Consider the following 24,257-nt stretch of genomic DNA (forward strand, 5'->3'; position numbering starts at 1 on the left):
GCCGCGGCGGTGCATCATGGGCCGATTCGTCGGCCAGGGAGAGCGTCATGGAACATGTTCACGATTACCTGATCATCGGTGCCGGCATGGCCGCTGATGCGGCTGCCAAGGCGATCCGCGAGATCGATGCCGCGGCGAACGTCGGCATCGTCGGCGCCGAGACACCGCCGCCGTATCAACGGCCGCCGCTGTCCAAGGCGCTGTGGAAGGGCGACAAGTCGGTGGCCGACGTCGATCTGGCCACCGCGCAAAGCGGCGCGACCCTGCATCTGGGCCGCCGCATCGAATCGCTGGATCGGGTGGCGCGCATCGCGCGCGATGACCACGGCGACAGCTACCGTTACCGCCGCCTGTTGCTGGCCACCGGCGCGACCCCGCGGCGGCTGCCGTTCGACGGCGGCGAGCGGGTAATCCATTTCCGCACGCTGGACGATTACCAGGCGCTGCGCCGCTATGCCAAACCCGGTGCCTACATCGCCGTGGTCGGCGGCGGTTTCATCGGCAGCGAGCTGGCGGCGTCGTTGAGCAGCGTGGGTTGCAAGGTGACGATGCTGTTTCCCGGCGCGGCGATCGGTGCGGGGCGTTATCCGCACGGGCTGACCAGCTATCTCGACGACTACTACCGCAGCCACGGCGTGGATGTGCGCAGCGGCATCAAGGTGATCGGCGGCAGCAAGACCGACGGCGGCGTGGAACTGGAACTGTCCGACGGCGAGGTGTTGCGGGTGGAAGCAGTGGTGGCCGGTCTCGGCGTGACGCCCGACACCGCGCTGGCCGAGCAGGCCGGGCTCTCGGTCGACAATGGCATCGTGGTCGACGCCCACCTGCGCAGCAGCGATGCGGACATCTGGGCCGCCGGCGACGTGGCCAACTTCCACAGCCCGGCACTGGGCCGGCGCCTGCGAGTGGAACATGAGGACGCGGCGGTCGGCATGGGCCGGCTCGCCGGCCGCGCGATGGCCGGCGTCGAGGAGGCGTACACCACGCTGCCGTTCTTCTATTCCGACCTGTTCGATCTCGGCTATGAAGCGGTCGGCCTGCTGGATACGCGACTGGAGGTGGTCGAGGACTGGCGCGAGCCGAACCGCGAAGGCGTGGTGTATTACCTGGACGGCGGCCGCGTGCGCGGCGTGCTGCTGTGGAACGTGTGGGACCAGGTGGATGCCGCGCGCGAGTTGATTGCGCAACCCGGACCGTTCGATGCGGCGTCGCTGCGCGGGCGGCTGCCGCGCGGCTGAAACCACCGGTAGGAGCCCGCTCGCGGGCGATGCTCTTGCAGATCCCGAGTCCCGGCGGAAAAGCATCGCCCGCGAGCGGGCTCCTACTCCACCCGGCAGAACACCGCCTTCAGGTAGCGCCCTTCCGGCACGTCGGTGCGGAACGGGTGGTCGGCGCCGGCACCGCGCACTTCCAGCACCTGGATTTCGCGGCCGGCGTTGAGCGCCACCCGGCGCAGCATCTCCAGGAATTCGCCTTCGCCGACCAGGCCGGTGCACGAGCAGGTCAGCAGCAGGCCGCCAGGCGGGATGATGTCCAGTGCCATGCGGTTCATCGCGAAGTACTTCTTCAGCGCGTCCATCACCTTGCTGCGGTCGCGGGTGAGCTTGGCCGGATCGAGGATCACCGCGTCGTAGCGCTCGCCGCGGGCCACCGCCGCGCGCACCCAGTCGAAGATGTCGGACTGCTCGAACGTCACGGCCACGTTGTTGGCCGCGGCGTTGGCGCGGGCAACGTCGAGGATGCCCGCGTCCAGATCGACGCCGACCGCTTCGCGCGCGCCGGCCGCCATCGCGTGTACCGCGAAGCCGCCGGCGTTGCAGCACAGATCGAGCACGCGGCGGCCCCTGGCCAGTTCGGCGAAGCGCTTGCGGTTGTCGCGCTGATCGGCGAAGAAGCCGGTCTTGTGGCCGGAGCCGGGCGCGGCGTGGAAGCGCAGGCCGTGTTCGTGCACCTCGAACGCTACGGGCACCTCGGGGCTGCGGCAGTCGAACGACTCCTGCTTCTGCACGTGCGACTCGGCGAACCAGTACAGCTGCGCGCCGGGGAAGTGCGTCAGCAGGGCGGCGTGGATCGCTTCGCGGAAACGCCACATGCCGGCGGCGAAGTATTCGATCACCAGGATGTCGGCGTAGCGGTCGACGATCAGGCCCGAAAGCCCATCGCCCTCGCTGTGCACCACGCGCCAGGCATCGCTGACGGCGTCGAGCTGCAGCCAGTCGCGGCGCAGCTGCACGGCGCGGGCGATCCGCGCGGCGATCCAGTCGGCGTCGATGCCGGCGTCCGGATGCGTGTCGAGCAGGCGCAGCGCGATGCGCGCGTGGCCGTTCCAGAACGCGCGGCCGACGAAGCGGCCCTTCGCATCCTGCACCTCGACCACGCTGCCCGGCGGCAGCTTCGACTCCGGCTTGTAGATCTGCGCCGACCACACCCATGGGTGGCCGGGGTTGCGATCGGACTTCAGGCGGATGACGGGCAACGCGGCGGGGCTATTCATCCACGCATGATAGCTGGTGCTTCGCTTGTCCCCGGCAGGCAGTGCAAGGGGGAAGCGTTATCAGCGCAGGCGCAGCACCAGCCACGACAGCAATGCCAGCAGGTTGATGCCCAGCCGCGAGACGGACGGGCCGGCCACTGCCAGCACGAAGCCCTGGCTGCCGAAGTGCCAGTCGATGCCCAGCCGCGGCGTCGCTTGCAAGGTGGCGAACACATTCACGAACGCACCGCAGTGCAACGCGTAGCTGAAGACCGGCAGTGCGATCAGCGGCAACTGCAACAACTGCGCCCAGCTCGACATGCGCACGCCGCGATCGCTGCCGTCGATCAATTGCACGCCGGCGGCGAGCACAAAGCCGTACAGCGCCAGGCCGATCAACGCGAGCACGCTGTCGTGGGCGGAGCCGAACGGCAGCAGTCGGTGCAGCATTGCGGCCACGCCGTAAAGGCCGCCGGCGATTTCGAGGATGCCGATCAGGCGAAAGAGAATATGGCGCACGGGTGGCCTCGCTCAAAAAACGCAAGCTTAGCTGAGCGGAACCGATGCGATCTGCGCGGGGCGTCGGGATATTTCATGCCAGTTCGTTGGCGGGCCGTACGCGACTCAGGCGATCAGTACGCCGCGCGCTTCCTCGGCGATGATGGCGTGCGGCACGAAGCGGGCGCTGTCCTGGGTGACCAGCGAGCTGTCCTCGCGGATGCCGATGCCGCAGGCGCGGTCGCCGACGACCCAGCTGCCGATCAGCGGATAGTGGCCGTCGAAAGCGGTCAGCGGATGGCAGGCCTGGCGGATGCACGGGCCATCGCGGTACGGGCCGTCGGTGCGCAACTCGCGGCCGTCATCCAGGTGCATGGCGATGTTGGCGCCCTCGCGCGAATGCAGCGGTTTGCGCACCCAGCCGCGCGGCAGCTCGCCGCCGTCGTCGAACGCGGCCGGCAGCAGGTTCGGGTGACCGCGATGGGCGTCCCACAGCAGCGGCAGGATGCCCTTGTTGCTCAGCAGCGCCTTCCACGGCGGCTCGATCAGCTGCAGGCCGGAGCGCGGCAGGTGCTGGCCGAACGACTCGCGGAACATATCCTCCAGCGGATACAGCTTGAACAGGCAGCCGATCACGTTGTCGTCGAGGTCGGTGAAGCGGCCGTCGGCGGAGATGCCGAGGTCCTCGATCGCCAGCACGCCGCAGTCGATGCCGGCCTGCAGCGCGCAATCGCGCAGGTAGGCGACCGTGCCCTGGTCCTCCACCGAGTCGCGCACTGCGGCGAAGTGGAACGGCCGCGCGATGCCACGTGCGATCGTGCCGAACGCTTCCACCAGGGATTCGTAGATCGAGTTGAACTGGTCGCTGCCGGCCGGCAGCCGGCCGCGTGCAAGCTGGTCTTCCAGCCATTGCCACTGGAAGAACGCGGCCTCGAACAGCGAGGTCGGCGTGTCGTAGTTCAATTCGTAGAGCTTGGCCGGACCGGTGCCGTCGTAGGCGAAGTCCATGCGGCCGTACAGGTGCGGCTGGCGCTCACGCCAGCTCTGCGCGATCCAGTCGCGGTACGGTTCCGGGATCGCCAGCTGCTGCATGTGCTGTTCGCTGCCCACGATGCGCTCGACCATGTCCAGCGCCATCGCGTGCAGCTCCTCGCTGGGCGTCTCGATGTCGACCTCGATCTCGCGCAGGTTGAACGCGTAGTAGGCCGACTCGTCCCAGTACGGCGCGTCGTCGATGGTGTGGAAACCGAAGCCGCACGCGGCAGCCTTGGCGCGCCAGTCGGGGCGCTCGGCCGTGGCGACCCGGCGCATCAGCCGCCGATGCCGCGGCTGCTGCCGGACGTGCCGAAGCCGGAACGGCTGACCGTGACCGCTCGGTTCGGCGTGGCGTTGACCGGCACCATCGCGGTACCGGCGCCGCCGCGGTAGACGCCGCCGGCGCCGGTGGCCGGGCGCTGCCAGCCGCCATTGCCGTCGCGGAACGCCGGCGCGCTGTTGAAGCCGTTCGCGGCCACGCCGTTGCGCGACATCATCTGCGACAGGAAGAAGCCGGTCATCAGCGGGCCGAAGAACGAATGGCTGGCGCCATCGTTGCGCTCGGCGCACTGCTCCTTGCCGTAGCTGGCCTCGCACGCTTCGCGGTTGGCGAAGCGCGGCGCGGAGGCGACGGCGTCCTGCTTGGCCTTGGCGAACGCCTGCTGGCAGGTATTGCTGTCGTTGGTCTGCGCCACGCAGGCCTCGACCGAGGTGTACAGCCCTTCGCGCGACGCGCTATCGCTGCGGTCGCAGGCGGTCAGCAGCAACGGGGCCGCACTCATCAGCCACAGGGCGGCGGTCTGGGATCGCTTCATGGGGACACTCGCGCGGGATTCAGCCCAAGCATGCCTGCTTGCCCGTGCGGATGAAAGCTCCTGCGGGCCCGGCGTGCGCAATCGTCACAGCCGCTCTGCGGTTGGCTATTCGAGCTGGTCGGCCAATTCGTGCAGGTCGGCGACGTGTTGTTCCCACCAGCGCGATTCGGCGGCGAACGGGAACGCGGCGGGGAACGCCGGGTCGTGCCAGCGTGCCGCGATCCAGCCGGCATAGTGCAACTGGCGCATGGCGCGCAGCGCCGGGACCAGCGCCAGCTCGGCATGGTCGAAATCGCGAAACTGCTGGTAGCCCTCGAGCACCGCTTTCATCGCGCGCTCGTCGCCGGCCAGCATCCACAGGTCCTGCACGGCTGGCCCGGTTCGCGCATCGTCGAAATCGACGAAGTGCGGGCCGGCGTCGGTCCACAGCACGTTGCCGGGGTGGCAGTCGCCGTGCAGGCGCAGTTGCCGCACCGGGCCGATTGCTTCCAGGCGTGCGCCGATGGCGGCGTCGAGCCGCATCGCCGCCGCACGATAATTTGTCTGCAGCGATGCCGGCAGCAGCGACGACCCCAGCACGGCCTGCATCGGCTGCCGCGCCATCGTGTCGCGATCGAGCCTGCCGCGATGCACGAACGGCGCCTGCCCGCCGACGACATGCATGCGCGCGATCAGGCGGCCCAGCCACTGCAGCTGATCGAGCGCTTCCAGTTCCGGCGCGCGACCGCCGCGGCGCGGCGTCAGCGCGTAGCGGAAGCCGCCGTGCCGCAGCAGCGTCTGGCCATCGAAGCAGAGAGGCGCGACTACCGGCAGTTCGGCGTCGGCCAGCTCCTGCGCGAAGCTGTGCTCCTCGATGATGGCCGCGTCACTCCAGCGGCCGGGCCGGTAGAACTTCGCGATGACCGGCGACGTCGGCTCCAGCCCAACTTGTTCCAGTCCGATCTGCCACACGCGGTTCTCGTAGCTGTTCAGCGCCAGCAAGCGGCCGTCCGGCCACAGCCCGCAGGCGCTGACGGCGTCCAGCACCAGATCGGGCGTAAGACGGGCGTAGGGCGCGTCGGCCGTCATGAAAGAACGGCTCTTTGTGTTCGCCGGCTCTCCCCGCCGAGGACAGGATTGAGGAGAGGATCGGCGCGTGGAGCAGCCGCGTTCAACGCAGCCCCGCGGTACGCGCAGCGATCACCGCCATGGTGATGCGCGAGATGCATACCAGTGCGCCATCTTCACTCTCGATGCGAATCTCCCACACCTGGGTAGTGCGCCCGACGTGCAGCGCACGCGCGGTGCCGGTGACGGTGCCGCTGCGCACGCCACGGAGGTGGTTGGCATTGATGTCCAGCCCGACCGCCAATTCCTTTTCTGGATCCAGCGTGAGCATGGCGGCCGTGCTGCCCAGCGTCTCGGCCAGCACCACCGAGGCACCACCATGCAGCAGCCCGTACGGTTGATGGGTGCGATGGTCGACCGGCATGGTGCCCTGCAGCCAGTCGTCACCGATCGCGGTGACGCGGATGTCCAGCGTCTCCATCATGGTGTTGGCGCTCCAGGCGTTGATGCGGGCGAGGTCGGCGGGCTGTTTCCAGAGACTCATCGTTGATTCCTTCGGTGCGAGCCCGCATTGTTGTCCGCTACGATCATCGCGACAATGTGCCTGGTGCATACCGTCACTCTCAAATCCTCCGGTCGCCAGTTCTCGGTGGCACCCGGAGAAACCGTGCTGGAGGCGGCGCAACGGGCGGGCGTGGCCTTGCCGTACTCCTGCCGCGCCGGTGTCTGCGGCAGCTGCAAGGCGACCTTGTTGCAGGGGCATTGCGACTACCCGCGCAATCCGCCGCTGGCGCTGAGTGCCAGCGCGCTGGCGCAGCACGCGGTGCTGTTGTGCCAGGCGGTGCCGAGCAGCGACCTCTTGCTGGAGGCGCGCGAGGTGACCTCGGTGGAGGACATCGCGCGGCGCCAGCTCGGCATGGTGGTGACCGAGAAGTGGCAGTTGGCGTCGGACGTGACCGGCTTGCGCCTGTTGCCCTCCCATGGCGAACGCCGGCTCAACCGGTTGCCGGGTCAGTATCTGGATGTGCTGCTGGAGGACGGCAAGCGGCGACCGTTCTCGATCGCCAACGGCCCGCAGGCGGATGGCATGATCGAACTGCATGTGCGGCATGTCGCCGGCGGCGGCTTCACTTCATGGGTCAACGATGCGCTGAAGGTGGGTGATCACCTGCGCGTCGAGGGTCCGCTGGGCACCTTCGTGCCGCGCGAGGATTCCGAGCGGCCGATGCTGTTCGTGGCCGGCGGCACCGGCTTCGCGCCGGTCAAGGCGATCGTCGAGCATTTCATCGCGCTGGGCACGCGCCGGCCGATGCAGTTGTACTGGGGCGCACGCACCGCGGCGGATCTGTACCTGCGTCCGCTGGCCGAACGCTGGGCCGCCGAATTGCCGAACCTGCAGTTCCACGCGGTGGTGTCCGATCCCCTGCCTGGCGGGCAGGCGGCGGGCCTGCGCACGGGACTGGTGCATGAGGCCGTACTTATCGACCACCCCGACCTGTCCAGCTTCGACGTGTACATGGGCGGGCCGCCGGCGATGATCGACGCGGCGCACCAGCGGTTTCTCGATGCGGGGTTGCCGGAAGAGCGTCTGTACTACGACTCGTTCGAGTACGCGCCCGACGTGCTGGCGCAGATCATCGCGGCGCGTGCGGGCATCCACGATCGACAGGGTTGAGGGCGAGCCACGGCTTGCGTGGCCGGGCCCGGTGCGCGGCAGGCATTCGCGATCGCGCGTCTACTTGTTGCCCTTGGCAACGGGCAACTGCGCCGCATGCCATGCCAGCACGCCGCCACCCAGCGTATGCACCTTGGTGAAGCCGGCCTTGACCAGCCGCTGCGCGGCCTTGACCGAGTTGCCGCGGCCGTCCTTGTCCATCACCACCACCGGCAGCTCCTTCGCCTTGGCCAGATCCTTCTTTTCCGGATCGAACTGGCTCATTGCCACGTGCCGGGCACCGGGCACGTGCATCTTCTCGAAGTCGGCCAGCGACGACAGGTCGATCAGCAGCGGGCTGTCGCGGTTGATCAGGCCGGTCAGGCCGGCCGGGCTCAGCTCGCGGGTCTTGCTGAACAGCATGGCGACCTGCATGACGATCAACGCCACCAGCAGCACCACGAACAGGGCCGCAAGGGCCACATGATTGCCGATAAATTCGGGCAGCTTGTGCAGGAAATCGTTCATCGTCAGTCCACAGGCGCGTTGACCGCGCCGATCGGGTAAACCGCCGATTATACGGGTACTGCGCGCGGCGGTTCAGTTCTGCGTGATGTCCGGCAACCCGCTGGTCAGCCACCAGTGCTTGGTCTTCTCGTCGTAGTGCCAGGTCTGGTGATCGACGATGGTGCGTTCGGACTGGGTATGTATGTTCACCAGGCTGATCTGCGCCGTCTGCTGCACGTCGAAATCGCCGGTGGGCACCGGGCCGGCGCCGTTGTCGTACTCGGTCACCCGGATCTGCTGGTAGCGCGCCAGGTCCAGCGCCTTGATCGGATGGGCGGCGCGCAACGTGGGTTCGATGAACTGCGCGGCACTCTGGAAATCGCCCCAGCGCAGCGTGCTGCCGTAGGCGGTGATCGTGGTGGTCAGCGCATCGCTGCGGGTCTTGGTGGCGCAGCCGCCCAGCAGCAGCACGGACAGCGCGACGAGGATGCTCGGTATGCGGCGCATGATGGTTCTCCCCCGATGGATACGCGCCCATTCTGCCTCAAGCGCACGTCGACCATTCACCGGGCCGGATTCAGTCACGTCGTTTGGCGACGAAACGGGCGCTCAGGGTGGCGGCGGGCTTGCCGTCATCGCCCGGTACCACGCAGGCAATCTCGATGCGCGCGCGGCCGCGCGTGGTCAAGGTGTTGAAGAACGTGGTCCAGCTGGCGGTCGCGGCCAGCCGTGCCTCGCTGCGGAAGTCCTGCCACAGCGGCGAGAGGTAGCGTACGCTGGACTCGGCCACGAACACGTCGCAATCGTGGCCATACCGGCGCAGCGCCATCTCCACCAGCGCCCAGCCACTCAACGTCATCAGGCTGACCAGGCTGCCGCCGAACGCGCAGCCCTTGTCATTGACGTTCGGCCCCAGCGGGGCCAGCAGGCTGAGCATGTCGTCGTCGCTATGGACCAGTTGGAGATCCATCGCATGGGCCAGCGGCATCTCGTTGCGGATGAACTGGATCAGCTGCTGCGCCTGCTCGGTGGTGTCGTCGGTCGTGCTCACGGTGATCGGGGTCCAAGGGGAGGGAAGACCGCCCAGTGTAGGGCGACCGTTACACTGCGGCCATGGCAATGACCGGAGTGTGGTGCGCGGATGCAGCGACAATCTCCAGCGGGCAAGACGGATCTGGGCGGCCGGATCGTGGTGATCACGCGGCCCGCCGGTACCGCGACGGCGTTGGCGCGCCGGGTGCGGGCCTTGGGCGGCGTGCCGCTGCTGCTGCCGGGCATGGCCTTGCGCGGCGCGGCCGATCCGGCGGTGGCGCGCGCCGGGCTGCGGGCCGCGCTGGCCGATGATCTGCTGATCTTCACCAGTCCCGCAGCGGTGCGTCACGCCGCGGCACTGCTGCCCCTGGCGACCGTGGCAAGCGTACTGGCGGTGGGCCAGGGCACCGCGCGCGCCCTGCGGCGGCATGGCGTCGCCGCTCCGCTGACGCCGTCGCGCCAGGACAGCGAGGGTCTGCTGGAGCATCCTGCCCTGCACGAACTGCAGGGTCGTCGCCTCGCGCTGATCGGCGCGCCCGGCGGCCGCGGCGTGCTGCGCGAACAACTTTCCGCACGCGGCGCCCGGCTGCGCGAGCTGCACGTCTATCGCCGCGCACCGCCGCGGCTGGACCGCCGGCACGTGGACGCATTGCTGCAGTTGCCCGTGTCGGCGCGGGTGTTGTTGTCCAGCGTCGAAGCACTGCAGAACCTGCGCGAGCTGTTGCCGCCACCGGCCTGGGCGCGGCTGTGTGCGGCGACCGCCGTGGTCAGCAGCGAACGACTCGATGCCATGGCGCGTGCTGCGGGTTTCACGCGTACCGTGCGCGCCGACTCGGCGTTGTCGGCCGACCTGCTCGCTGCCGCGATGCGCGCGCACTGATCCTTCTTCACGCGATCATGCTACGGGCCCGATCGCATGGCCTGTTAGCATGCGCGAATGAGCAACGTAGACAAGCCGAACGAGCCCGCCGCGCCCAAGGGCGCACGACCCGACCCGCTGCTGGTCGACCCGCTGCCGACACGTCCGATGCGCGATGTCCGGGCACCCGCGCCGCGCCCGCGCGGCGGCGGCAGCCTGGCCCTGGCGGTGCTGCTGTCGCTGCTCGCGGTGGGCGCGTGCGGCTACATCGGCTGGCGCCAGTGGCAGCAGGAGCAGGGCGTCAGCACGGCGGTGCGGGATGCGATCGACCTGCATGCGAGGGTGGCATCGCTGGAAGCCACCCTGGGCACGATCAGCGGCGAACGCAGCAGCCTCGATCAGCGGCTCGCCGATGCCGCGGCGGTCAACCGCTCGCTGCGCGAGGAGCTGCTGGGTCAGGCCGAGCGCACCCGCAACCTCGAAGATGCGGTGGCGAAGCTGGCCGAGAAGAGCCTGTCCGGCCACGACGCGATGCTGCTGGATGAAACCGAATCGCTGCTGCGCATGGCCAGCGAACGCTACACGCTGTTCCACGACGCGCAGGGCGCCGCTGCGGCTTATGCGCTGGCTGATCGGACGCTGGCTGCAGTGAACGACAGCGCGTTCGGTGGCCTGCGCCAGAGCATCGGCGCGGAACGCGAGGCGTTGGCGAAGAATCAGCCGGCCAGCCAGGCCAGCGCGTTGCAGCAGCTTGCCGAACTGCGCGGCAGCCTTGATCGGCTGCCGCTGAAATCACTCGACACGGCGAACAGCAGCCAACCCACGGATGCGTGGTCGCGCATCGGCCGCGCGCTGGCGCGTGTGGTCACCGTGCAGCGCGACAACGGCGCGCCACTGGCCGTGGCGGATGCACGTTTCGCACGTGAGCTGGCCGCGCTCGATCTGGCCCAGGCGCAGGCGGCGCTGCTGGCTTACGACAGCAAGGCCTATGCCGCCGCGCTGCAGCGCGTGGACGCCAGTCTCGCCAGCCAGTTCGACGGCAACGCGCCGGCGGTGCAGCAGGCGCGCGACACGCTCAGGCAGCTCGCCGCCCAGCTGCCGGCCGGCGCGCCGGTGCAGCTGGGCGCGGCGCTGACGGAGCTGCGCAACCTGCGTAGCGTGCATGCCCTCAGCCCGGCGGGCGACGGCACCGCCCCGGCTGCCGCCGCCACGGTTGCGCCGCCGGGCGGAGCCCGGCGATGAAGCTCTGGCGCGCGATCCTCCTGCTGGTGGTCGTCGCCGCGCTGGCCGCGTTCGGCTGGCACTGGGTGGCGGAAGATCCGGGCTACGTCCTGCTGCGCCTGCGGGGTTGGCGGGTGGAAACCACGGTGGTCGCCGCGGTCGCCATCCTGCTGTTGACGTGGGCCCTGCTCGGCGTGCTGTGGCGATTGCTGCGCTGGCCATTCGGTGCGTTCTCGCGGCGCCATCGGCGGGTCAGCCAGCAGCGCCTGGGTGAAGGCCTGGTGGCGCTGATCGAAGGGCGCCACGGCGACGCCGAACGCGATCTCAACCGTGCCGCGCGGCTGGACAGCCTGCGCGGCCCGGCGCTGCTCGCCTCGGCCGAGGCCGCCTCGCGCCGCGGTGAACATGGCCGTGCGTTGGAGGCATTGAACCAGGCCGCGCAGTCCTCACCGCAGGCCGCCCGCGTATTGCGTGCCCGCGTACTGCGCCGCGATGGCAAGTCGGCCGAGGCGCTGGCGTTGCTGGCGCCGGAATCGGACAAGGGCACGCTGAGCCCGGGCGGCTGGCGCGAGCTGGTGCTGGCGGCGTTGGCCAACGGCGACCTGCGGCGCGCGCGTGCCGCGCTCGAACCGCTGCAGAAGAGTGGCGCCCTCGGTGGCCGCGCCTATGCAGCGCTGGAGGCCCAGGTGCTGGTCGCCACCATCAACGCCGCCGCAGACGGGGCTGCACTCAACGCGCTGTGGTCGCAGTTGCCCAAGACGCAGCGCCGCGCACCGGCGGTGATCGACGCTTATGCCCGCCGCGCAGCCTCGTTCGGCTTGACGCTGCCGGCGATGGACGAGGTCGAGTCCGCGCTGCGGCGCGAGTGGTCGCCGCTGCTCATCGAAACCTACGGCACGCTGTCCGGCGAAGACATCGAGGCCCGCCTGCGCCGCGCCGAAAGCTGGCTCGACGCGCATCCGAACGACGCCACCCTGCTGCTCACGCTCGGGCGCATGTGCGTGCGGCTGAAACTGTGGGGCAAGGCGCGCCAGCATCTCGAACGCTCGCTCGCGCTGGTGCCTGGTGCGGCCGCCTGGGAAGCACTCGGTGACGTCTTCGCCGGGCAAGGCGATCCCGCGCAGGCGCAGCGCTGCTATCGCAACGCGCTGGCGTTCGGACGCGGCGAAACCATTGCGCCACTGGCGCAGGGTGCGCGCAGCGGCCAACCCGACACGCATCCGATCGCGATCGAGGAACGGGACGTGCACGGCGTGCCGCGGTTGCGCGAATAGGTTCCGGCCCGAAGCAGGCCGGCACGGCGAGGGGGCCTGAATCCATCGCGCAGCGTCCCTCGTCCCGCCCGCGGCGAACCGCGCGTACCGGGGATAACGCATCGCGGTCGTGGAGCACGGCTTTCAATGCGGCAACGCGGTGTTGTGGATGCGAACCGAGTCCTCTGCCGCGCTGCGTTACAACGCCGTCAGGTTCGCGTACGCCGCCACCAGCCATTTGCTGCCGGCGCCCTCGAAATTCACCTGCAGGCGCGTGTGCACGCCGCTGCCCTCGGCGCTGATCACCACGCCTTCGCCGAAGCTGGGGTGGCTGACGCGCTGGCCGAGTTTCACGGGGAGGCTTTCTTCGAGTGAGGGTGAGATGTCGGCGGGCCGGCCGGCGTAGAGGGGCCGGGTGACGTGCACGCGCGGGCGCACTTCGTCGATCAATTCCGCCGGCATCTCGCCGAGGAAGCGCGAGGGTCGCGCCAGCATCTCGGTGCCGTGCATGCGGCGCGATTCGGCGTGGGTGACGATGAGTTTCTCGCGGGCGCGGGTGATGCCGACGTAGGCGAGCCGGCGCTCCTCTTCCAGCCGGCCCTCGTCGTCGACCGAGCGCTGGCTGGGGAACAGGCCTTCCTCCATGCCGACCAGGAACACCACCGGAAACTCCAGTCCCTTGGCCGAGTGAAGGGTCATCAGTTGCACGCAGTCGTCCCACGCCTCGCCCTGGTTTTCGCCGGCTTCCAGGGTGGCGTGCGACAGGAACGCGGACAGCTCGCTGAGGCCGGCATCGATGTCCTCGGCGGTACGCTCGAAGCGGCTGGCCACGTTGACCAGCTCGTCCAGGTTCTCCACCCGCGACTCGGCGTTTCCACGCGAGTCTTTCTCGTAGAAGTCGCGCAGGCCAGTGTGGGTGATCGCGTGGTCGATCTGTTCGGCGAGGGTCAGATGACAGGCAGCGGGGAATGGGGAACGGGGGATTGGAAGCGATGCGGCTGATGCCTGCTCTTCGCTGTCGCCTGATGTGATCGAAGCGGGTTCGGTGTCGGTTTCGTCGGCGGTGACGTTGCCCGCTCCCCGCTCCCCGTTCCCCGCTCCAGTGAACGCCTTCGCCATCCCGTCGATCAGCACCAGAAATGCCTTCACCGCATTCTTCGCACGACCGGCGAGTTCACTGCCGCCACTCAACTCGACCAGTGCCGATTCCCACATCGAGGTGTTGTCGCTGCGCGCGCGCCGACGCAATGCATCCAGCGTGCGGTCGCCAATGCCGCGCGGCGGCGTGTTCACCGCACGCTCGAATGCCGCGTCGTCGTGGCGGTTCGCGGTGAGGCGCAGATAGGCCAGCGCGTCCTTGACCTCGGCGCGCTCGAAAAAGCGCTGGCCGCCGTAGACGCGGTATTTGATGTTGCGCTGGATCAGCTGCTCCTCGAAATTGCGCGATTGCGCATTCGAGCGGTACAGGATCGCGCAGTCCTTCGCCTGGCCGTGTTCGGCGATGTATTCGCGGATGCGCTCGATCACGAAGCGCGCCTCGTCCTGCTCGTTGTAGGCGGCGTACAACGCGATGCGTTCGCCGTCCTCGCCGGCCGTCCACAGCTCCTTGCCGAGGCGGCTGGCGTTGCGCTGGATCACGCTGTTGGCGGCCTTCAGGATGGTCGAGGTGGAGCGGTAGTTCTGTTCCAGCTTGATCGTGCGCGCGCCGGGGAAGTCGCGCAGGAACTGCGCCATGTTCTCGACCTTGGCGCCGCGCCAGCCGTAGATCGACTGGTCGTCGTCGCCGACTGCGAAGACCTTGCCGGTGCTGCCGGCGAGTACGCGGATCCACGCGTATTGCAGTGTGTTGGTGTCCTGGAATTCGTCGATCAGCAGGTACCGCCAGCGCTGCTGGTAATGCTCCAGCACGGCGGGATTCTTCAGCCACAGCTCGTGCGCGCGCAGCAGCAGTTCGCCGAAGTCGACCAGGCCGGCGCGGCGGCAGGCGTCCTCGTAGGCCTGGTAGATCTTGACGAAGGTATGCGTAACCGGATGATCGCGATGCTCGATGCCGTCCGGACGCTTGCCCTCGTCCTTCCAGTGATTGATCTGCCAGGCGGCCTGGCGATGCGGATATTTCGCGTCGTCAAGGCCCAGCCCGGCGATCACGCGCTTGACCAGCCGCAGCTGGTCGTCCGAATCGAGGATCTGGAAGCCTTCGGGCAGACCCGCCTCGCGCCAGTGCCGGCGCAGGAGCCGATGGGCGATGCCGTGGAATGTGCCCACGGTGAGCCCCTGGGTTGCCCCGGGGATCAACGCTTCCAGTCGCGCGCGCATTTCGCCAGCCGCCTTGTTGGTGAAGGTGACGGCGAGGATCGCCCACGGCGGCACGTGCTCGGCCCGGGTCAGCCAGCCGATGCGGTGGGTGAGTACGCGGGTCTTGCCGGAGCCGGCGCCGGCCAGCACCAGATAGTGGCCGGGCGGGGCGCAGACAGCTTCACGCTGGGCTTCATTGAGCGGATCGATCAGGTACGAGACATCCATCCGCTTCATTGTAGTGGGCGCAAAAGAAAACCGCCGCGGAGGCGGCGGTTTTCCGTATCGATGAGTTGTTCAGCGGTTCTTGCTGGCGATGCCGCCGATGATCAGCAGGCCGCCAATTACGATGCCGGCGATGCCGAGCCACTGCGGAACGGCCTTGGTATGGGTAGCCTCGATCTTGGCTGGCCCGAGTTGCGCCACCGTGTCGGTCTGCTTGTAGCTGCCATTGCCAACGGTGACCCAGATGCCGGCGATCAACAAGATGATGCCGGCGATAAGAAGCCCTGCGCGCATGGTTATTCCCCCTTGGTGGATGTGGCCCGAGTATGCCGGGCGCCCCTGTGCACGAAATGTACATGCTGCTGCGCGGTCAAAACAAAAAAAGCCCCGGAGGCTAGGGGGAGCCTCCGGGGCGGGACGGACATGAAGACCCAGGGGAGAGGTTCATGTCCGTGGCGGGCTCAGGGAGGTGAACCCGCCATGGATGCCGTTGCGTGCATCCGTAGTGTTAGTACGCGATTCGAGGGAAAAGTTGCAGGATTTCCCATGAAATTTAGGAATGATTCATTCTCATGAAAAATTAACCGGCAAGTCGTTGTTGTTGTGGCTGTTCCGCGCAGGTGCTTCAGTGGGCTTCGTCCCAGTTCGCACCTACCCCGACATCGACCACCAGCGGCACCGCCAGTTCCGCGGCGCCGGACATGCGCTCGACCACCGCCGCGCGCACTTCGTCGACCGCGTCCGCGCGCACTTCGAACACCAGTTCATCGTGCACTTGCATCAGCATGTGGGCATCGTCGCGATCTTTCAGCCATGCCGCCACGGCGATCATCGCGCGCTTGATGATGTCGGCCGCGCTGCCCTGCATCGGCGCGTTCACCGCGGCGCGCTCCGCGCCTTGGCGCAGGCCCTGGTTGCGCGAGGTGAGGTTTTCCAGATACAGCCGGCGGCCGAAGATGGTCTCTACATAGCCGTTGCGGTGCGCCTGCTCGCGCGTGGCCTCCATGAAGGCCCGTACACCCGGGTAGCGCGAGAAGTAGCGGCCCATGTAATCGCTCGCTTCGCCGCGATCGACGCTGAGCTGGCGCGCCAGCCCGAACGCGCTCATGCCGTACATCAGGCCGAAATTGATCGCCTTGGCGGCGCGGCGCTGGTTGGTGGTGACCTCTTCCGGCGGCACGCCGAACACTTCCGCTGCAGTGGCGCGATGCACGTCACCGCCCGCATGGAACGCGCGCAGCAGGCCTTCGTCGCCGGACAGATGCGCCATGATGCGCAGCTCGATCTGCGAATAGTCGGCCGCCAGCACCTGCCATCCCGGTGGTGCGATGAATGCCTGGCGGATGCGCCGGCCTTCCTCGGTGCGCACCGGAATGTTCTGCAGGTTCGGATCGGACGAGGAGACCCGCCCGGTCGCCACCGAGCCCTGGTGGTAACTGGTATGCACCCGGCCAGTGCGCGGATTGACGATGCTGGACAGTTTGTCGGTATAGGTGGAACGCAGCTTGGCCAGGCTGCGGTAATCGAGGATCAGCCGCGGCAGTTCATGTGTGTCGGCGATCGCTTCCAGCGCTTCCTCGTTGGTGGACGGCTGCCCGGTGGGGGTTTTCAGTTTCGCCTGCAGGCCCAGTTCGTCGAACAGCACGGTTTGCAACTGCTTGGGCGAATCGAGGTTGAACTCGTGTGTGGCCACCGCATGGGCCTGCTGCTGCAACTCCAGCATGCGCTTGCCCAGCTGCTGGCTCTGCCGGCGCAGCACGTCGCCGTCTATCAGCACGCCGCGCTGTTCCATTGCGGCCAGCACCGGCACCAGCGGGATCTCGATCTCCTCGTAGACCTTGCGCAGTGCCGGCACGCTATCAAGCTTGGGCCACAGCGCATGGTGCAGGCGCAAGGTGATGTCGGCGTCCTCGGCGGCATAACGGCAGGCGGTGTCCAGATCCACCTGCGAGAACGAGATCTGCTTCGCGCCCTTGCCGGCGACCTGCTCGTACTTGATCGTCTCGTAGCCGAGATACTTCTTCGCCAGCGAATCCATGTCGTGGCGCGTGGCAGTGGCGTTCCACACGTAGGATTCCAGCATCGAGTCGTGTTTCAGACCCTGCACGGCGATGCCGTAGTTCGACAGGATGTTGATGTCGTACTTCGCATGCTGGCCGAGCTTCGGCCGCGTCGGGTCCTCGAAGACCGGTTTCAGCGCGGCCAGTACGTGGTGGCGGTCGAGTTGCTTCGGTGCGCCGGGATAATCGTGACCGAGCGGGATGTAGCAGGCCTTGCCCGCCTGCACGGCGAAGCTGATGCCGACGATGTCCGCGCGCATCGCGTCGATGCTGGTGGTCTCGGTATCGAAGGCGATCAGCTCCGCATCGCGCAGTCTTTCCAGCCAGGCATCGAACTGGGTCAGCGTGGTGACCAGCTCGTAGTCGCCGGGAGCGGACAAGGCGGCATCAATGACCGCGACAGGCCCCGACAGGACGGCCGGCTCGACGGCCCCGGCCTCTCCCGTCGGCTGCTCCACGATTCCCGTTGCCTGCTCGGCGGCGTCCAGATCCTTCAGCGCCGCCTTGAACTCATAGCGCGCATACAGCTCGCGCAGCTGCGCGGTATCGGGGTCGCGCTGGGCCAGGTCGGTGGGACCGAATTCCAGCGGCACGTCGGTCTTGATCGTCACCAGCTGGCGCGACAGCGGCAGCAGCGGCAGCGCCTCGCGCAGGCATTCGCCGATCTTGCCGCCGACCTTGTCGGCGTTGGCGATCACCCCGTCCAGCGTGCCGTATTCGGCCAGCCACTTGGCGGCCGTCTTGGGCCCGCACTTGGACACGCCGGGCACATTGTCGACGGTGTCGCCAGTGAGGGTAAGGAAGTCGACGATCTGCTCCGGCCGCACACCGAACTTGGCCATCACGCCGTCGCGGTCCATCATCGTATTGCTCATGGTGTTGACCAGGGTGACGTGCGGGCTGACCAGCTGCGCCATGTCCTTGTCGCTGGTGGAAACCAGCACCTCGATACCCAGGGCCTGCGCCTGCACGGCCAGCGTGCCGATCACGTCGTCCGCTTCGACCCCAGGAACCCGCAGGATCGGAAAGCCGAGTGCACCGACGATGGCCAGCATCGGTTCGACCTGGGCGCGCAGATCGTCCGGCATGGGTGGGCGATGCGCCTTGTATTGTGCGTACAGCGTGTCGCGAAAGGTCGGGCCGGGCGCGTCGCTGACAAAGGCGAGGTACTCGGGCTTGGCCTTCAACGTCGCGCGCAGCATGTTGACCACGCCGAACAGCGCGCCGGTCGGCTCGCCGCGGGCGTTGCTGAGCGGCGGCAGCGCGTGGAACGCGCGATACAGATAGGAGGAGCCGTCGATGAGGATGAGTTTGGCCATGCGCCATTCTCGCATGCAGGGCGGAATGCCGCGCTTCACGGAAGCCCGCGTGGAGCACTGCTATGCTCGGCTCCCCGATCGAGGTGCTGTCATGAGAAACGCTGCCTTGCTGGCTGTCGCCAGCGTCGTGTTCGCTTCAAGCCTGTCCTTCTCCGCTGCGTTCGCGCAATCGGCGCCGTCGGCCAATGTGCCGCCACCGCCCGGCATCAACGATCCGGGTGTGCAGGCGGCGAAGCCTGCAACGGCCAAAGCGACTCCGGCCTCCGGCCCGCTGGATCTGAAGCCGCAGGCCTTGCCCGCGATGCAGGACGATCGCGCCGCGCGCCCCAGGCGCGACAAATCGCTGCCGCTGATCAAGGTGCGCCAGGAAGGCGACAACAGCATCCAGGAATACAGCCGCAATGGCCGCGTCTACATGGTGGTGGTGACTCCGAAGAACGGCATCGAGCAGACGTACATGGTCGACCCCCAGGGCCGGCTGGTCGACGAGCACGGCAAGAAGCCGGTGGGGCCGGTGATGTACAAGGTGCTGGAGTGGGGCAAGAGCAAGCCGCCCGCCGAGGAATCGACTGCGCCGGCGCAGGACGACGGCGGCAACTGAGTCATTCGGCGTACGCCGTCAATGGCGCCCGGCGCCGTGACGGTTCCGGATCGGCATCGAGCGGAGGGCCGCGCCCATGCAATTGCGTGAAAGCTGGCTGCTGTTTGCGCTCGGTTCGGCGCTGTTCGCGGCATTGACGGCACTGTTCGGCAAGCTCGGCGTGGTCGGCATCAACTCCAACCTTGCCACGTTCATCCGCACCATCGTGATCCTGGCCGTCACCGCCGGCATCCTCAGCCTGCGCAACGAGTGGGCCAAACCCACCGGGTTGCCGCTGCACAGCTGGCTGTTCCTGGTGTTGTCCGGCATCGCCACCGGGCTGTCGTGGCTGTGCTACTACCGTGCGCTGCAGTTGGGGCCGGTGAGCAAGGTGGCGCCGGTCGACAAGCTCAGCGTGGCGCTGGCGATCGTGCTGGGGCTGGTGTTCCTGGGTGAGCGGCCGAGCTGGCCATTGCTGATCGGCGGCGTGCTGATCGTTGCCGGCGCGATGGTGATCGCGCTGTTCTGAGCGATGCCGGTCAGCGCGGATCGTCGAGTTCGGGGTAATGGCGGAAGATGCCGCTCTCGTTGAACGGAAGCCGCCTGGGTGAATCCAGATACGCCGCGATACGTGGCCGTTCGGCGACATGCTGTTTCAGCGCATGCAGGAACGGCAACTGGTGCGCCAGCCGCTGCATCGCGCGGGGGAATGCGTAATCCAGTCCGGCCATCAGCTGGAACAGCGAAAGGTCGACGTAGGAGTGCTCGCGCAAGGCATGGCGGCCACCGCCGCGCTCGAGCACCTGCTCGAAGTAGTCCAGGAATTTCGGCAGCCGCGTCTGGCGCAGATCAGCCGCACGCCGTTGCGCTTCGGCGCGCTGGTCCTCGTAGTACAGGCTGCTGGCGATCGGGTGGTGCGCATCGTGCACCTCGGCCACCAGGTCGCTGATGGTGAGCTGCAGCTGATGCGCGTACAGCCGCCGGCTTTCGCTCTCCGGCACCAGGCCAAGTGGCGGGCCGAGATACTGCAGGATGTTCGCGACTTGGGCGATCACCAGCCGGCCCGCCTTGAGGAACGGTGGCGCGAACGGCAATGCGCCTTCGTGGGCGCCATCGAGGTAACGCACGATGGCGTCATCGCCCTGCACGCGCGCCACGTCGTCGTAGTCGGCGCCGGCATCTTCCAGGGCCAGCCGCACGAATTCGCCGCGGCCCTGGATACCGGTCCAGTAATACAGCTCGTAATGCATGGCGGCCTCCGCTGCGAAGGCCTCAATGCTGGGGCGAGTGACTTCTACGGGGTGTGAGCGAGCTCGCGCTCCCGCAGGCTGCCTCAGTGCCGGAAATGGCGCATCCCGGTGAACACCATCGCCATGTCGTGCTCGTCGGCGGCGGCGATCACCTCGGCGTCGCGCATCGAGCCGCCGGGCTGGATCACTGCGCTGATGCCCGCGGCCGCGGCGGCGTCGATGCCGTCGCGGAACGGGAAGAACGCATCGCTGGCCATCACCGAGCCGCGCACCTCGAGCTTCTCGTCGGCCGCCTTGATGCCGGCGATCTTCGCGCTGTAGACGCGGCTCATCTGGCCGGCGCCGATGCCGATGGTCTGGCGGTTGCGGGCGTAGACGATGGCGTTGGACTTGACGAACTTGGCCACCTTCCAGGCGAAGATCAGGTCGTGGATCTGCGCTTCGGTGGGCGCGCGGCGGGTGACCACCTTGAGGTCAGCGGCCGTGATCATGCCGGTGTCGGCGCTCTGGATCAGCAGGCCCGAACCGACCCGCTTGGAGCTGTTGCCGGGATGCGCGGCCAGCAGGTCGCCGTCGGCCGGCAACGGGATCACCAGCACGCGCACGTTGCCCTTCTTCTTGAACGCGGCCAGCGCGTCGTCCGCGTAGCCCGGCGCCAGCACCACCTCGACGAACTGGCGCTCGACGATCGCGCGCGCGGTGGCGCCATCGACCTCGCGGTTGAACGCGATGATGCCCCCGAACGCGGAGGTGGGGTCGGTCTGGAACGCAAGGTCGTAGGCCTTGCCGATGCCGTCCAGGCTCACCGCCACGCCGCACGGGTTGGCGTGCTTGACGATCACGCAGGCTGGCTTCACGAAGCTGCGCACGCACTCCCACGCCGCGTCGGCGTCGGCGATGTTGTTGAACGACAGCTCCTTGCCCTGCAACTGGCGGAAAGTGGCGAGCGTGCCCGGCACCGGATACAGGTCGCGGTAGAACGCCGCCTGCTGGTGCGGGTTCTCGCCGTAGCGCAGGTCCATCAGCTTCACGAAACGGCCGTTGACCTGGCCCGGGAAGGTGGCATGGCCGGCGATCGCGTCCTGCGCGTCGTTGAGTTCCAGCCCGGACAGGTAGTCGCTGATCGCACCGTCGTAACTGGACACGTTGTTGAACGCGGCCACCGCGAGCTTGAAGCGGGTCGCGCGGGTGAGGCCGCCCTGGCTTTCGATTTCGGCCAACGCGCTCTCGTACTGCTCCGGCGAGGTCAGCACGCCGACGTCGCTCCAGTTCTTCGCCGCCGAGCGCAGCATCGCCGGGCCGCCGATGTCGATGTTCTCGATCGCCTGTTCCAGCGTGCAATCGGGCTTGGCGACGGTGGCTTCGAACGGGTACAGGTTCAGCACCAGCAAATCGATCGGCGCGATGCCGAGTTCGGCCATCACCTTGTCGTCGGTGCCGCGGCGGCCGAGCAGGCCGCCGTGCACCTTCGGGTGCAGCGTCTTCACGCGGCCGTCCATGATCTCGGGAAAACCGGTGAGGTCGGTGACCTCGGTGACCGCGATGCCGGCCTCGCGCAGCGCCTTCGCGCTGCCGCCGGTGGAGAGCAGATCGATGCCCCTGGCGGCGAGGCGCCGACCCAGATCGATCAGGCCGGCCTTGTCGGAGACGCTGAGCAGGGCGCGACGGACCGTGACGAGCTGAGGGCTGCGCATGAGCGGTTTCCATGGAGGGAAAGCCGATCATTATAGCCGTCCGGATGGGCGGCGGTTCTGGCGGGAGTTACAGCAGGCCGTGCGCGGCCAGCTTCTTGCGCAAGGTGGCGCGGTTGATGCCGAGCGCGCTGGCGGCGCGACTCTGGTTGCCATCGTGGAACGCCAGCACCTCGCGCAGCAGCGGCGTCTCGACCTCGCGCAACACCAGCGCGTGCAGGCCCTCGGTGCAGGGAGTGTCGCCGATGTCCGCAAGGTAGCGGCGCACCGTGCGCGCAACGCATTCACTCAACGCACTGGCGCTACTTGAGCCGGCACCGTTCTGAGGGCTGGAAGCTTGTGCGCCTGCGCTATGCGACGAGGTCGGTTTTGCGGCCTCGGCAACAGGCAGTCTTACGGCGTTCACGGGCATCTTCCCTCACGTACGAAGCGGCGGCTGCGCGGGGCCGCTGCCTGTGGTTTATGGCTGGTCTGCAGTCGCGGCGTGTATCGAATGCCATTCGGCAGTCTGCGCGAGGGGTCGAGTCTACCCGCGTGCGGCGATAATTTTAAGTACCGGCGCAATTATTCGAAGGTGAATTCGAACGCTACGGCCTGGTCGCCCGGGTCTTCGACCTCCAGCAGCAACACGGCACTGGCACCCGGCGCGATGCCGCGCTGGCGAATCGCACTGTCGTCCAGATATTCACGCGGTTGCAACCGACGCATCACAAGCCGTTGTCCTTGGGCGTTCGACAGCGTGATGGTCAGTACCGGATACGGCTGGGCGAAAACCGCATCGTTGCGCACGCTGGCGCTGATCATCAAGGCACCCGCCACGCTGGGATGGGCCTGCACGTTGCTGGCGAGCAGTTGCAGTTGCTGCGGTGCGGCGACCAGCGGCAGGTTGCACCCGAGCACGGCACAGCTGCCGCGCAGCCAATGACCGATGGTCGGGTTGCGGATCAGCGGATCGCGCTGGGCCCAGGCCAGCTGCACCGCAAGCAGCAGCAGCAACGCCATGCAGGCGACTACCCATGGCCAGCGCCGTTCGCCGGACGCTCGTGCGCGTTGGCGATGACCTTGCCGGTGCAACCTCGCCGGTTGGCGTGCACGCGCCTCGCGCGCAAAACGCGGCGAGAACACCAGTTGCGAGAAATCCTCGACGGGTTTGTCGACGGCCCCGATGTCGCCGTCGGCCACCGCCGGCGGATCCGGCCGTGGCCGGTACACCACGAGGTCGAGGCAGGGTGGTTCGAACGCCGGCTCGTTCACCGGCAGCTCGACGAACGGCTCGGGCACCAGTTGCTCGGTCAGCGTGGCAAGACTGTCGAAGCCGGCGTCACAATGTCCGCACACGACATGGCCGTGGGCTTTCGCGAGCGTCGCCGCATCGAGCGAAAACACGGACAGGCATTCGGGGCATTGTGTATACATGCAGGCCGCTTTGAATCGGTATCGGGCAAGCTTAGCAGGCTGGTCGCATGGGCCTTTCGGCCGATCGATTCAGGCGCGGCGATGGCCGCTGATGCGTACCCAGTCCTCGCGCGTGTCCACGCGCAGCTCGTCGAACCATTCGGCGTAGCGCAGCAGCAGCTCGTCCTGCTGGCCGACCAGGATGCCCGAGATCGCGAACGGCGCGCCGGGTTTGGCGGCCGCGGCGAAGGTCGGCGCCAGTTCGCCGAGCGGGCCGGCGAGGATGTTGGCGATGAACACATCGGCCGGTACCGCGACGTGATCCCCAGGCAGGTATACCGACAGGCGATCGGCAACGCCGTTGCGTTCGGCATTGTCGGCCGATGCGATCAGCGCTTGCGGATCATTGTCGACGCCGACCGCGCTGGCCGCACCCAGCTTCAATGCGGCAATGGCCAGGATGCCGGAGCCGCAGCCGAAGTCGGTGACCGTCTTGCCGGCAAGGTCGAGGCCGTCCAGCCATTCCAGGCACAGCGCCGTGGTCGGATGGGTGCCGCTGCCGAAGGCGAGGCCGGGGTCGAGGCGCACCACTACCGAATCGTCTTCGGCGGGTGGCTCGATGTTCCACGGATAGATCCACAGCCGCCGACCGAACGACATCGGTTCGAACTGGTCCATCCATGCGCGCTCCCAGTCCTGGTCGGCGACATCGCGGAACGTCAGTTGGTCCGGCTCCAGCCACGGCAACAGTTCGCCGAGCGCCTCGGCGAGGCCGCGACGATCGGCGTGCTCATCGAACAGCGCGTTCAGCGTGATCGTCGGCCACAGCGGCACCTCGCCCACGCCCGGCTCGAAGATGGCCTGCTCGTCCGGTGTCTCTGCATCGGCATCCTGCAAGGTGATCGACAGGGCGCCCAGATCGTCCAGCGATTCTTCCGCGCCGGGCTGCTGTTCGATGCGGACGATCAGGGAAAGTTCGAGAAAAGGCATGGGTGGTCTTCGACAGCGTTGATTCTGCGGCAGCCCGCAGGAAGCGGCGCTCTCATGC

At 67.8% G+C, this 24,257-nt stretch carries 24 protein-coding genes; 7 read left to right on the forward strand and 17 right to left on the reverse strand.

Going from position 1 to position 24,257, the window contains the following annotated elements; all coding sequences use genetic code 11:
- Positions 1 to 47: 47 nt before the first annotated feature.
- Complete coding sequence (locus ACFPME_RS06920) at positions 48 to 1,238, forward strand: NAD(P)/FAD-dependent oxidoreductase (protein ID WP_377303466.1); 1,191 nt, start codon at positions 48 to 50, stop codon at positions 1,236 to 1,238.
- 83 nt (positions 1,239 to 1,321) lie between these two features.
- Here the strand turns inward: ACFPME_RS06920 and ACFPME_RS06925 are convergent, their stop codons facing one another.
- The 6 genes from ACFPME_RS06925 to ACFPME_RS06950 all read right to left on the reverse strand — a co-directional run bounded on the left by ACFPME_RS06925 (position 1,322) and on the right by ACFPME_RS06950 (position 6,412).
- On the reverse strand, positions 1,322 to 2,494 hold the full coding sequence (locus ACFPME_RS06925) for a class I SAM-dependent rRNA methyltransferase (RefSeq protein ID WP_377303468.1): 1,173 nt from the start codon (positions 2,492 to 2,494) through the stop codon (positions 1,322 to 1,324).
- Between the two features lie 60 nt (positions 2,495 to 2,554).
- On the reverse strand, positions 2,555 to 2,992 hold the full coding sequence (locus tag ACFPME_RS06930) for a hypothetical protein (RefSeq protein WP_377303470.1): 438 nt from the start codon (positions 2,990 to 2,992) through the stop codon (positions 2,555 to 2,557).
- A gap of 105 nt (positions 2,993 to 3,097) precedes the next feature.
- Positions 3,098 to 4,282, reverse strand: a complete 1,185-nt coding sequence (locus ACFPME_RS06935; protein WP_377303472.1) for a glutathionylspermidine synthase family protein — start codon at positions 4,280 to 4,282, stop codon at positions 3,098 to 3,100.
- A complete protein-coding gene (locus ACFPME_RS06940) occupies positions 4,282 to 4,821 on the reverse strand; it encodes a DUF1190 domain-containing protein (RefSeq protein ID WP_377303475.1) in 540 nt (179 codons plus the stop codon). The genes ACFPME_RS06935 and ACFPME_RS06940 overlap by 1 nt, the downstream gene beginning before the upstream one ends.
- Before the next feature lie 105 nt (positions 4,822 to 4,926).
- Positions 4,927 to 5,889: a serine/threonine protein kinase gene (locus ACFPME_RS06945; protein ID WP_377303477.1), complete on the reverse strand. Its 963-nt coding sequence runs from the start codon at positions 5,887 to 5,889 to the stop codon at positions 4,927 to 4,929.
- A gap of 82 nt (positions 5,890 to 5,971) precedes the next feature.
- Positions 5,972 to 6,412, reverse strand: a complete 441-nt coding sequence (locus ACFPME_RS06950) for a hotdog fold thioesterase (protein ID WP_377303479.1) — start codon at positions 6,410 to 6,412, stop codon at positions 5,972 to 5,974.
- 63 nt (positions 6,413 to 6,475) lie between these two features.
- Between ACFPME_RS06950 and ACFPME_RS06955 the strand changes: the two genes are divergently transcribed.
- Positions 6,476 to 7,543, forward strand: a complete 1,068-nt coding sequence (locus tag ACFPME_RS06955) for a 2Fe-2S iron-sulfur cluster-binding protein (RefSeq protein WP_377303481.1) — start codon at positions 6,476 to 6,478, stop codon at positions 7,541 to 7,543.
- Positions 7,544 to 7,603: 60 nt separating this feature from the next.
- Here the strand turns inward: ACFPME_RS06955 and ACFPME_RS06960 are convergent, their stop codons facing one another.
- The 3 genes from ACFPME_RS06960 to ACFPME_RS06970 all read right to left on the reverse strand — a co-directional run bounded on the left by ACFPME_RS06960 (position 7,604) and on the right by ACFPME_RS06970 (position 9,080).
- Positions 7,604 to 8,050, reverse strand: coding sequence for a rhodanese-like domain-containing protein (locus ACFPME_RS06960; RefSeq protein ID WP_377303483.1), 447 nt, complete (start codon positions 8,048 to 8,050; stop codon positions 7,604 to 7,606).
- 72 nt (positions 8,051 to 8,122) lie between these two features.
- A complete protein-coding gene (locus ACFPME_RS06965; protein WP_377303485.1) occupies positions 8,123 to 8,536 on the reverse strand; it encodes a hypothetical protein in 414 nt (137 codons plus the stop codon).
- A 70-nt stretch (positions 8,537 to 8,606) separates the two neighbouring features.
- Entirely contained in the window at positions 8,607 to 9,080 is a 474-nt protein-coding gene (locus ACFPME_RS06970) for a YiiD C-terminal domain-containing protein (protein WP_377303487.1), read from the reverse strand.
- A gap of 90 nt (positions 9,081 to 9,170) precedes the next feature.
- Here ACFPME_RS06970 and ACFPME_RS06975 point away from each other — a divergent pair, with 90 nt between their 5' ends.
- The 3 genes from ACFPME_RS06975 to ACFPME_RS06985 are packed head-to-tail and all read left to right on the forward strand — an operon-like array spanning position 9,171 to position 12,415.
- Complete coding sequence (locus tag ACFPME_RS06975) at positions 9,171 to 9,941, forward strand: uroporphyrinogen-III synthase (RefSeq protein ID WP_377303489.1); 771 nt, start codon at positions 9,171 to 9,173, stop codon at positions 9,939 to 9,941.
- Positions 9,942 to 9,998: 57 nt separating this feature from the next.
- Complete coding sequence (locus tag ACFPME_RS06980; protein ID WP_377303491.1) at positions 9,999 to 11,162, forward strand: uroporphyrinogen-III C-methyltransferase; 1,164 nt, start codon at positions 9,999 to 10,001, stop codon at positions 11,160 to 11,162.
- Positions 11,159 to 12,415, forward strand: coding sequence for a heme biosynthesis HemY N-terminal domain-containing protein (locus ACFPME_RS06985; RefSeq protein ID WP_377303493.1), 1,257 nt, complete (start codon positions 11,159 to 11,161; stop codon positions 12,413 to 12,415). The genes ACFPME_RS06980 and ACFPME_RS06985 overlap by 4 nt, the downstream gene beginning before the upstream one ends.
- 177 nt (positions 12,416 to 12,592) lie before the next feature.
- Here ACFPME_RS06985 and ACFPME_RS06990 read toward each other — a convergent pair whose 3' ends face one another.
- The 3 genes from ACFPME_RS06990 to polA form a co-directional block, all read right to left on the reverse strand.
- Entirely contained in the window at positions 12,593 to 14,917 is a 2,325-nt protein-coding gene (locus ACFPME_RS06990; RefSeq protein ID WP_377303495.1) for a 3'-5' exonuclease, read from the reverse strand.
- 69 nt (positions 14,918 to 14,986) lie between these two features.
- Positions 14,987 to 15,208 (reverse strand): hypothetical protein, encoded by a 222-nt coding sequence (locus tag ACFPME_RS06995; RefSeq protein ID WP_377303497.1) that lies wholly within the window; start codon positions 15,206 to 15,208, stop codon positions 14,987 to 14,989.
- A 331-nt stretch (positions 15,209 to 15,539) separates the two neighbouring features.
- Positions 15,540 to 18,293 carry a DNA polymerase I gene (polA, locus tag ACFPME_RS07000; protein ID WP_377303499.1) on the reverse strand — a complete coding sequence of 918 codons (2,754 nt, stop codon included), beginning with the start codon at positions 18,291 to 18,293 and terminating at the stop codon, positions 15,540 to 15,542.
- Between the two features lie 91 nt (positions 18,294 to 18,384).
- On the opposite strand from polA, the gene ACFPME_RS07005 reads away from it, so the two are divergent.
- Together ACFPME_RS07005 and ACFPME_RS07010 are read left to right on the forward strand one after the other, a co-directional pair.
- Entirely contained in the window at positions 18,385 to 18,894 is a 510-nt protein-coding gene (locus ACFPME_RS07005) for a DUF2782 domain-containing protein (protein ID WP_377303501.1), read from the forward strand.
- Between the two features lie 76 nt (positions 18,895 to 18,970).
- Complete coding sequence (locus ACFPME_RS07010) at positions 18,971 to 19,402, forward strand: EamA family transporter (protein ID WP_377303503.1); 432 nt, start codon at positions 18,971 to 18,973, stop codon at positions 19,400 to 19,402.
- 10 nt (positions 19,403 to 19,412) lie between these two features.
- Here ACFPME_RS07010 and ACFPME_RS07015 read toward each other — a convergent pair whose 3' ends face one another.
- The 5 genes from ACFPME_RS07015 to prmA form a co-directional block, all read right to left on the reverse strand.
- A complete protein-coding gene (locus ACFPME_RS07015; protein ID WP_377303505.1) occupies positions 19,413 to 20,123 on the reverse strand; it encodes a glutathione S-transferase in 711 nt (236 codons plus the stop codon).
- 83 nt (positions 20,124 to 20,206) lie between these two features.
- Entirely contained in the window at positions 20,207 to 21,817 is a 1,611-nt protein-coding gene (purH, locus tag ACFPME_RS07020; RefSeq protein ID WP_377303507.1) for a bifunctional phosphoribosylaminoimidazolecarboxamide formyltransferase/IMP cyclohydrolase, read from the reverse strand.
- 67 nt (positions 21,818 to 21,884) lie between these two features.
- Complete coding sequence (locus tag ACFPME_RS07025) at positions 21,885 to 22,082, reverse strand: helix-turn-helix domain-containing protein (protein ID WP_377303509.1); 198 nt, start codon at positions 22,080 to 22,082, stop codon at positions 21,885 to 21,887.
- Positions 22,083 to 22,378: 296 nt separating this feature from the next.
- On the reverse strand, positions 22,379 to 23,230 hold the full coding sequence (locus ACFPME_RS07030; protein WP_377303511.1) for a zinc-ribbon and DUF3426 domain-containing protein: 852 nt from the start codon (positions 23,228 to 23,230) through the stop codon (positions 22,379 to 22,381).
- Positions 23,231 to 23,299: 69 nt separating this feature from the next.
- The gene (gene prmA, locus ACFPME_RS07035; protein WP_377303513.1) at positions 23,300 to 24,199 is read right to left on the reverse strand and encodes a 50S ribosomal protein L11 methyltransferase; all 900 of its coding nucleotides are present in this window, start codon (positions 24,197 to 24,199) and stop codon (positions 23,300 to 23,302) included.
- Between the last annotated feature and the right edge of the window lie 58 nt (positions 24,200 to 24,257).

The organism is Rhodanobacter umsongensis (genome assembly GCF_042654965.1).
GTDB lineage: Bacteria > Pseudomonadota > Gammaproteobacteria > Xanthomonadales > Rhodanobacteraceae > Rhodanobacter > Rhodanobacter umsongensis.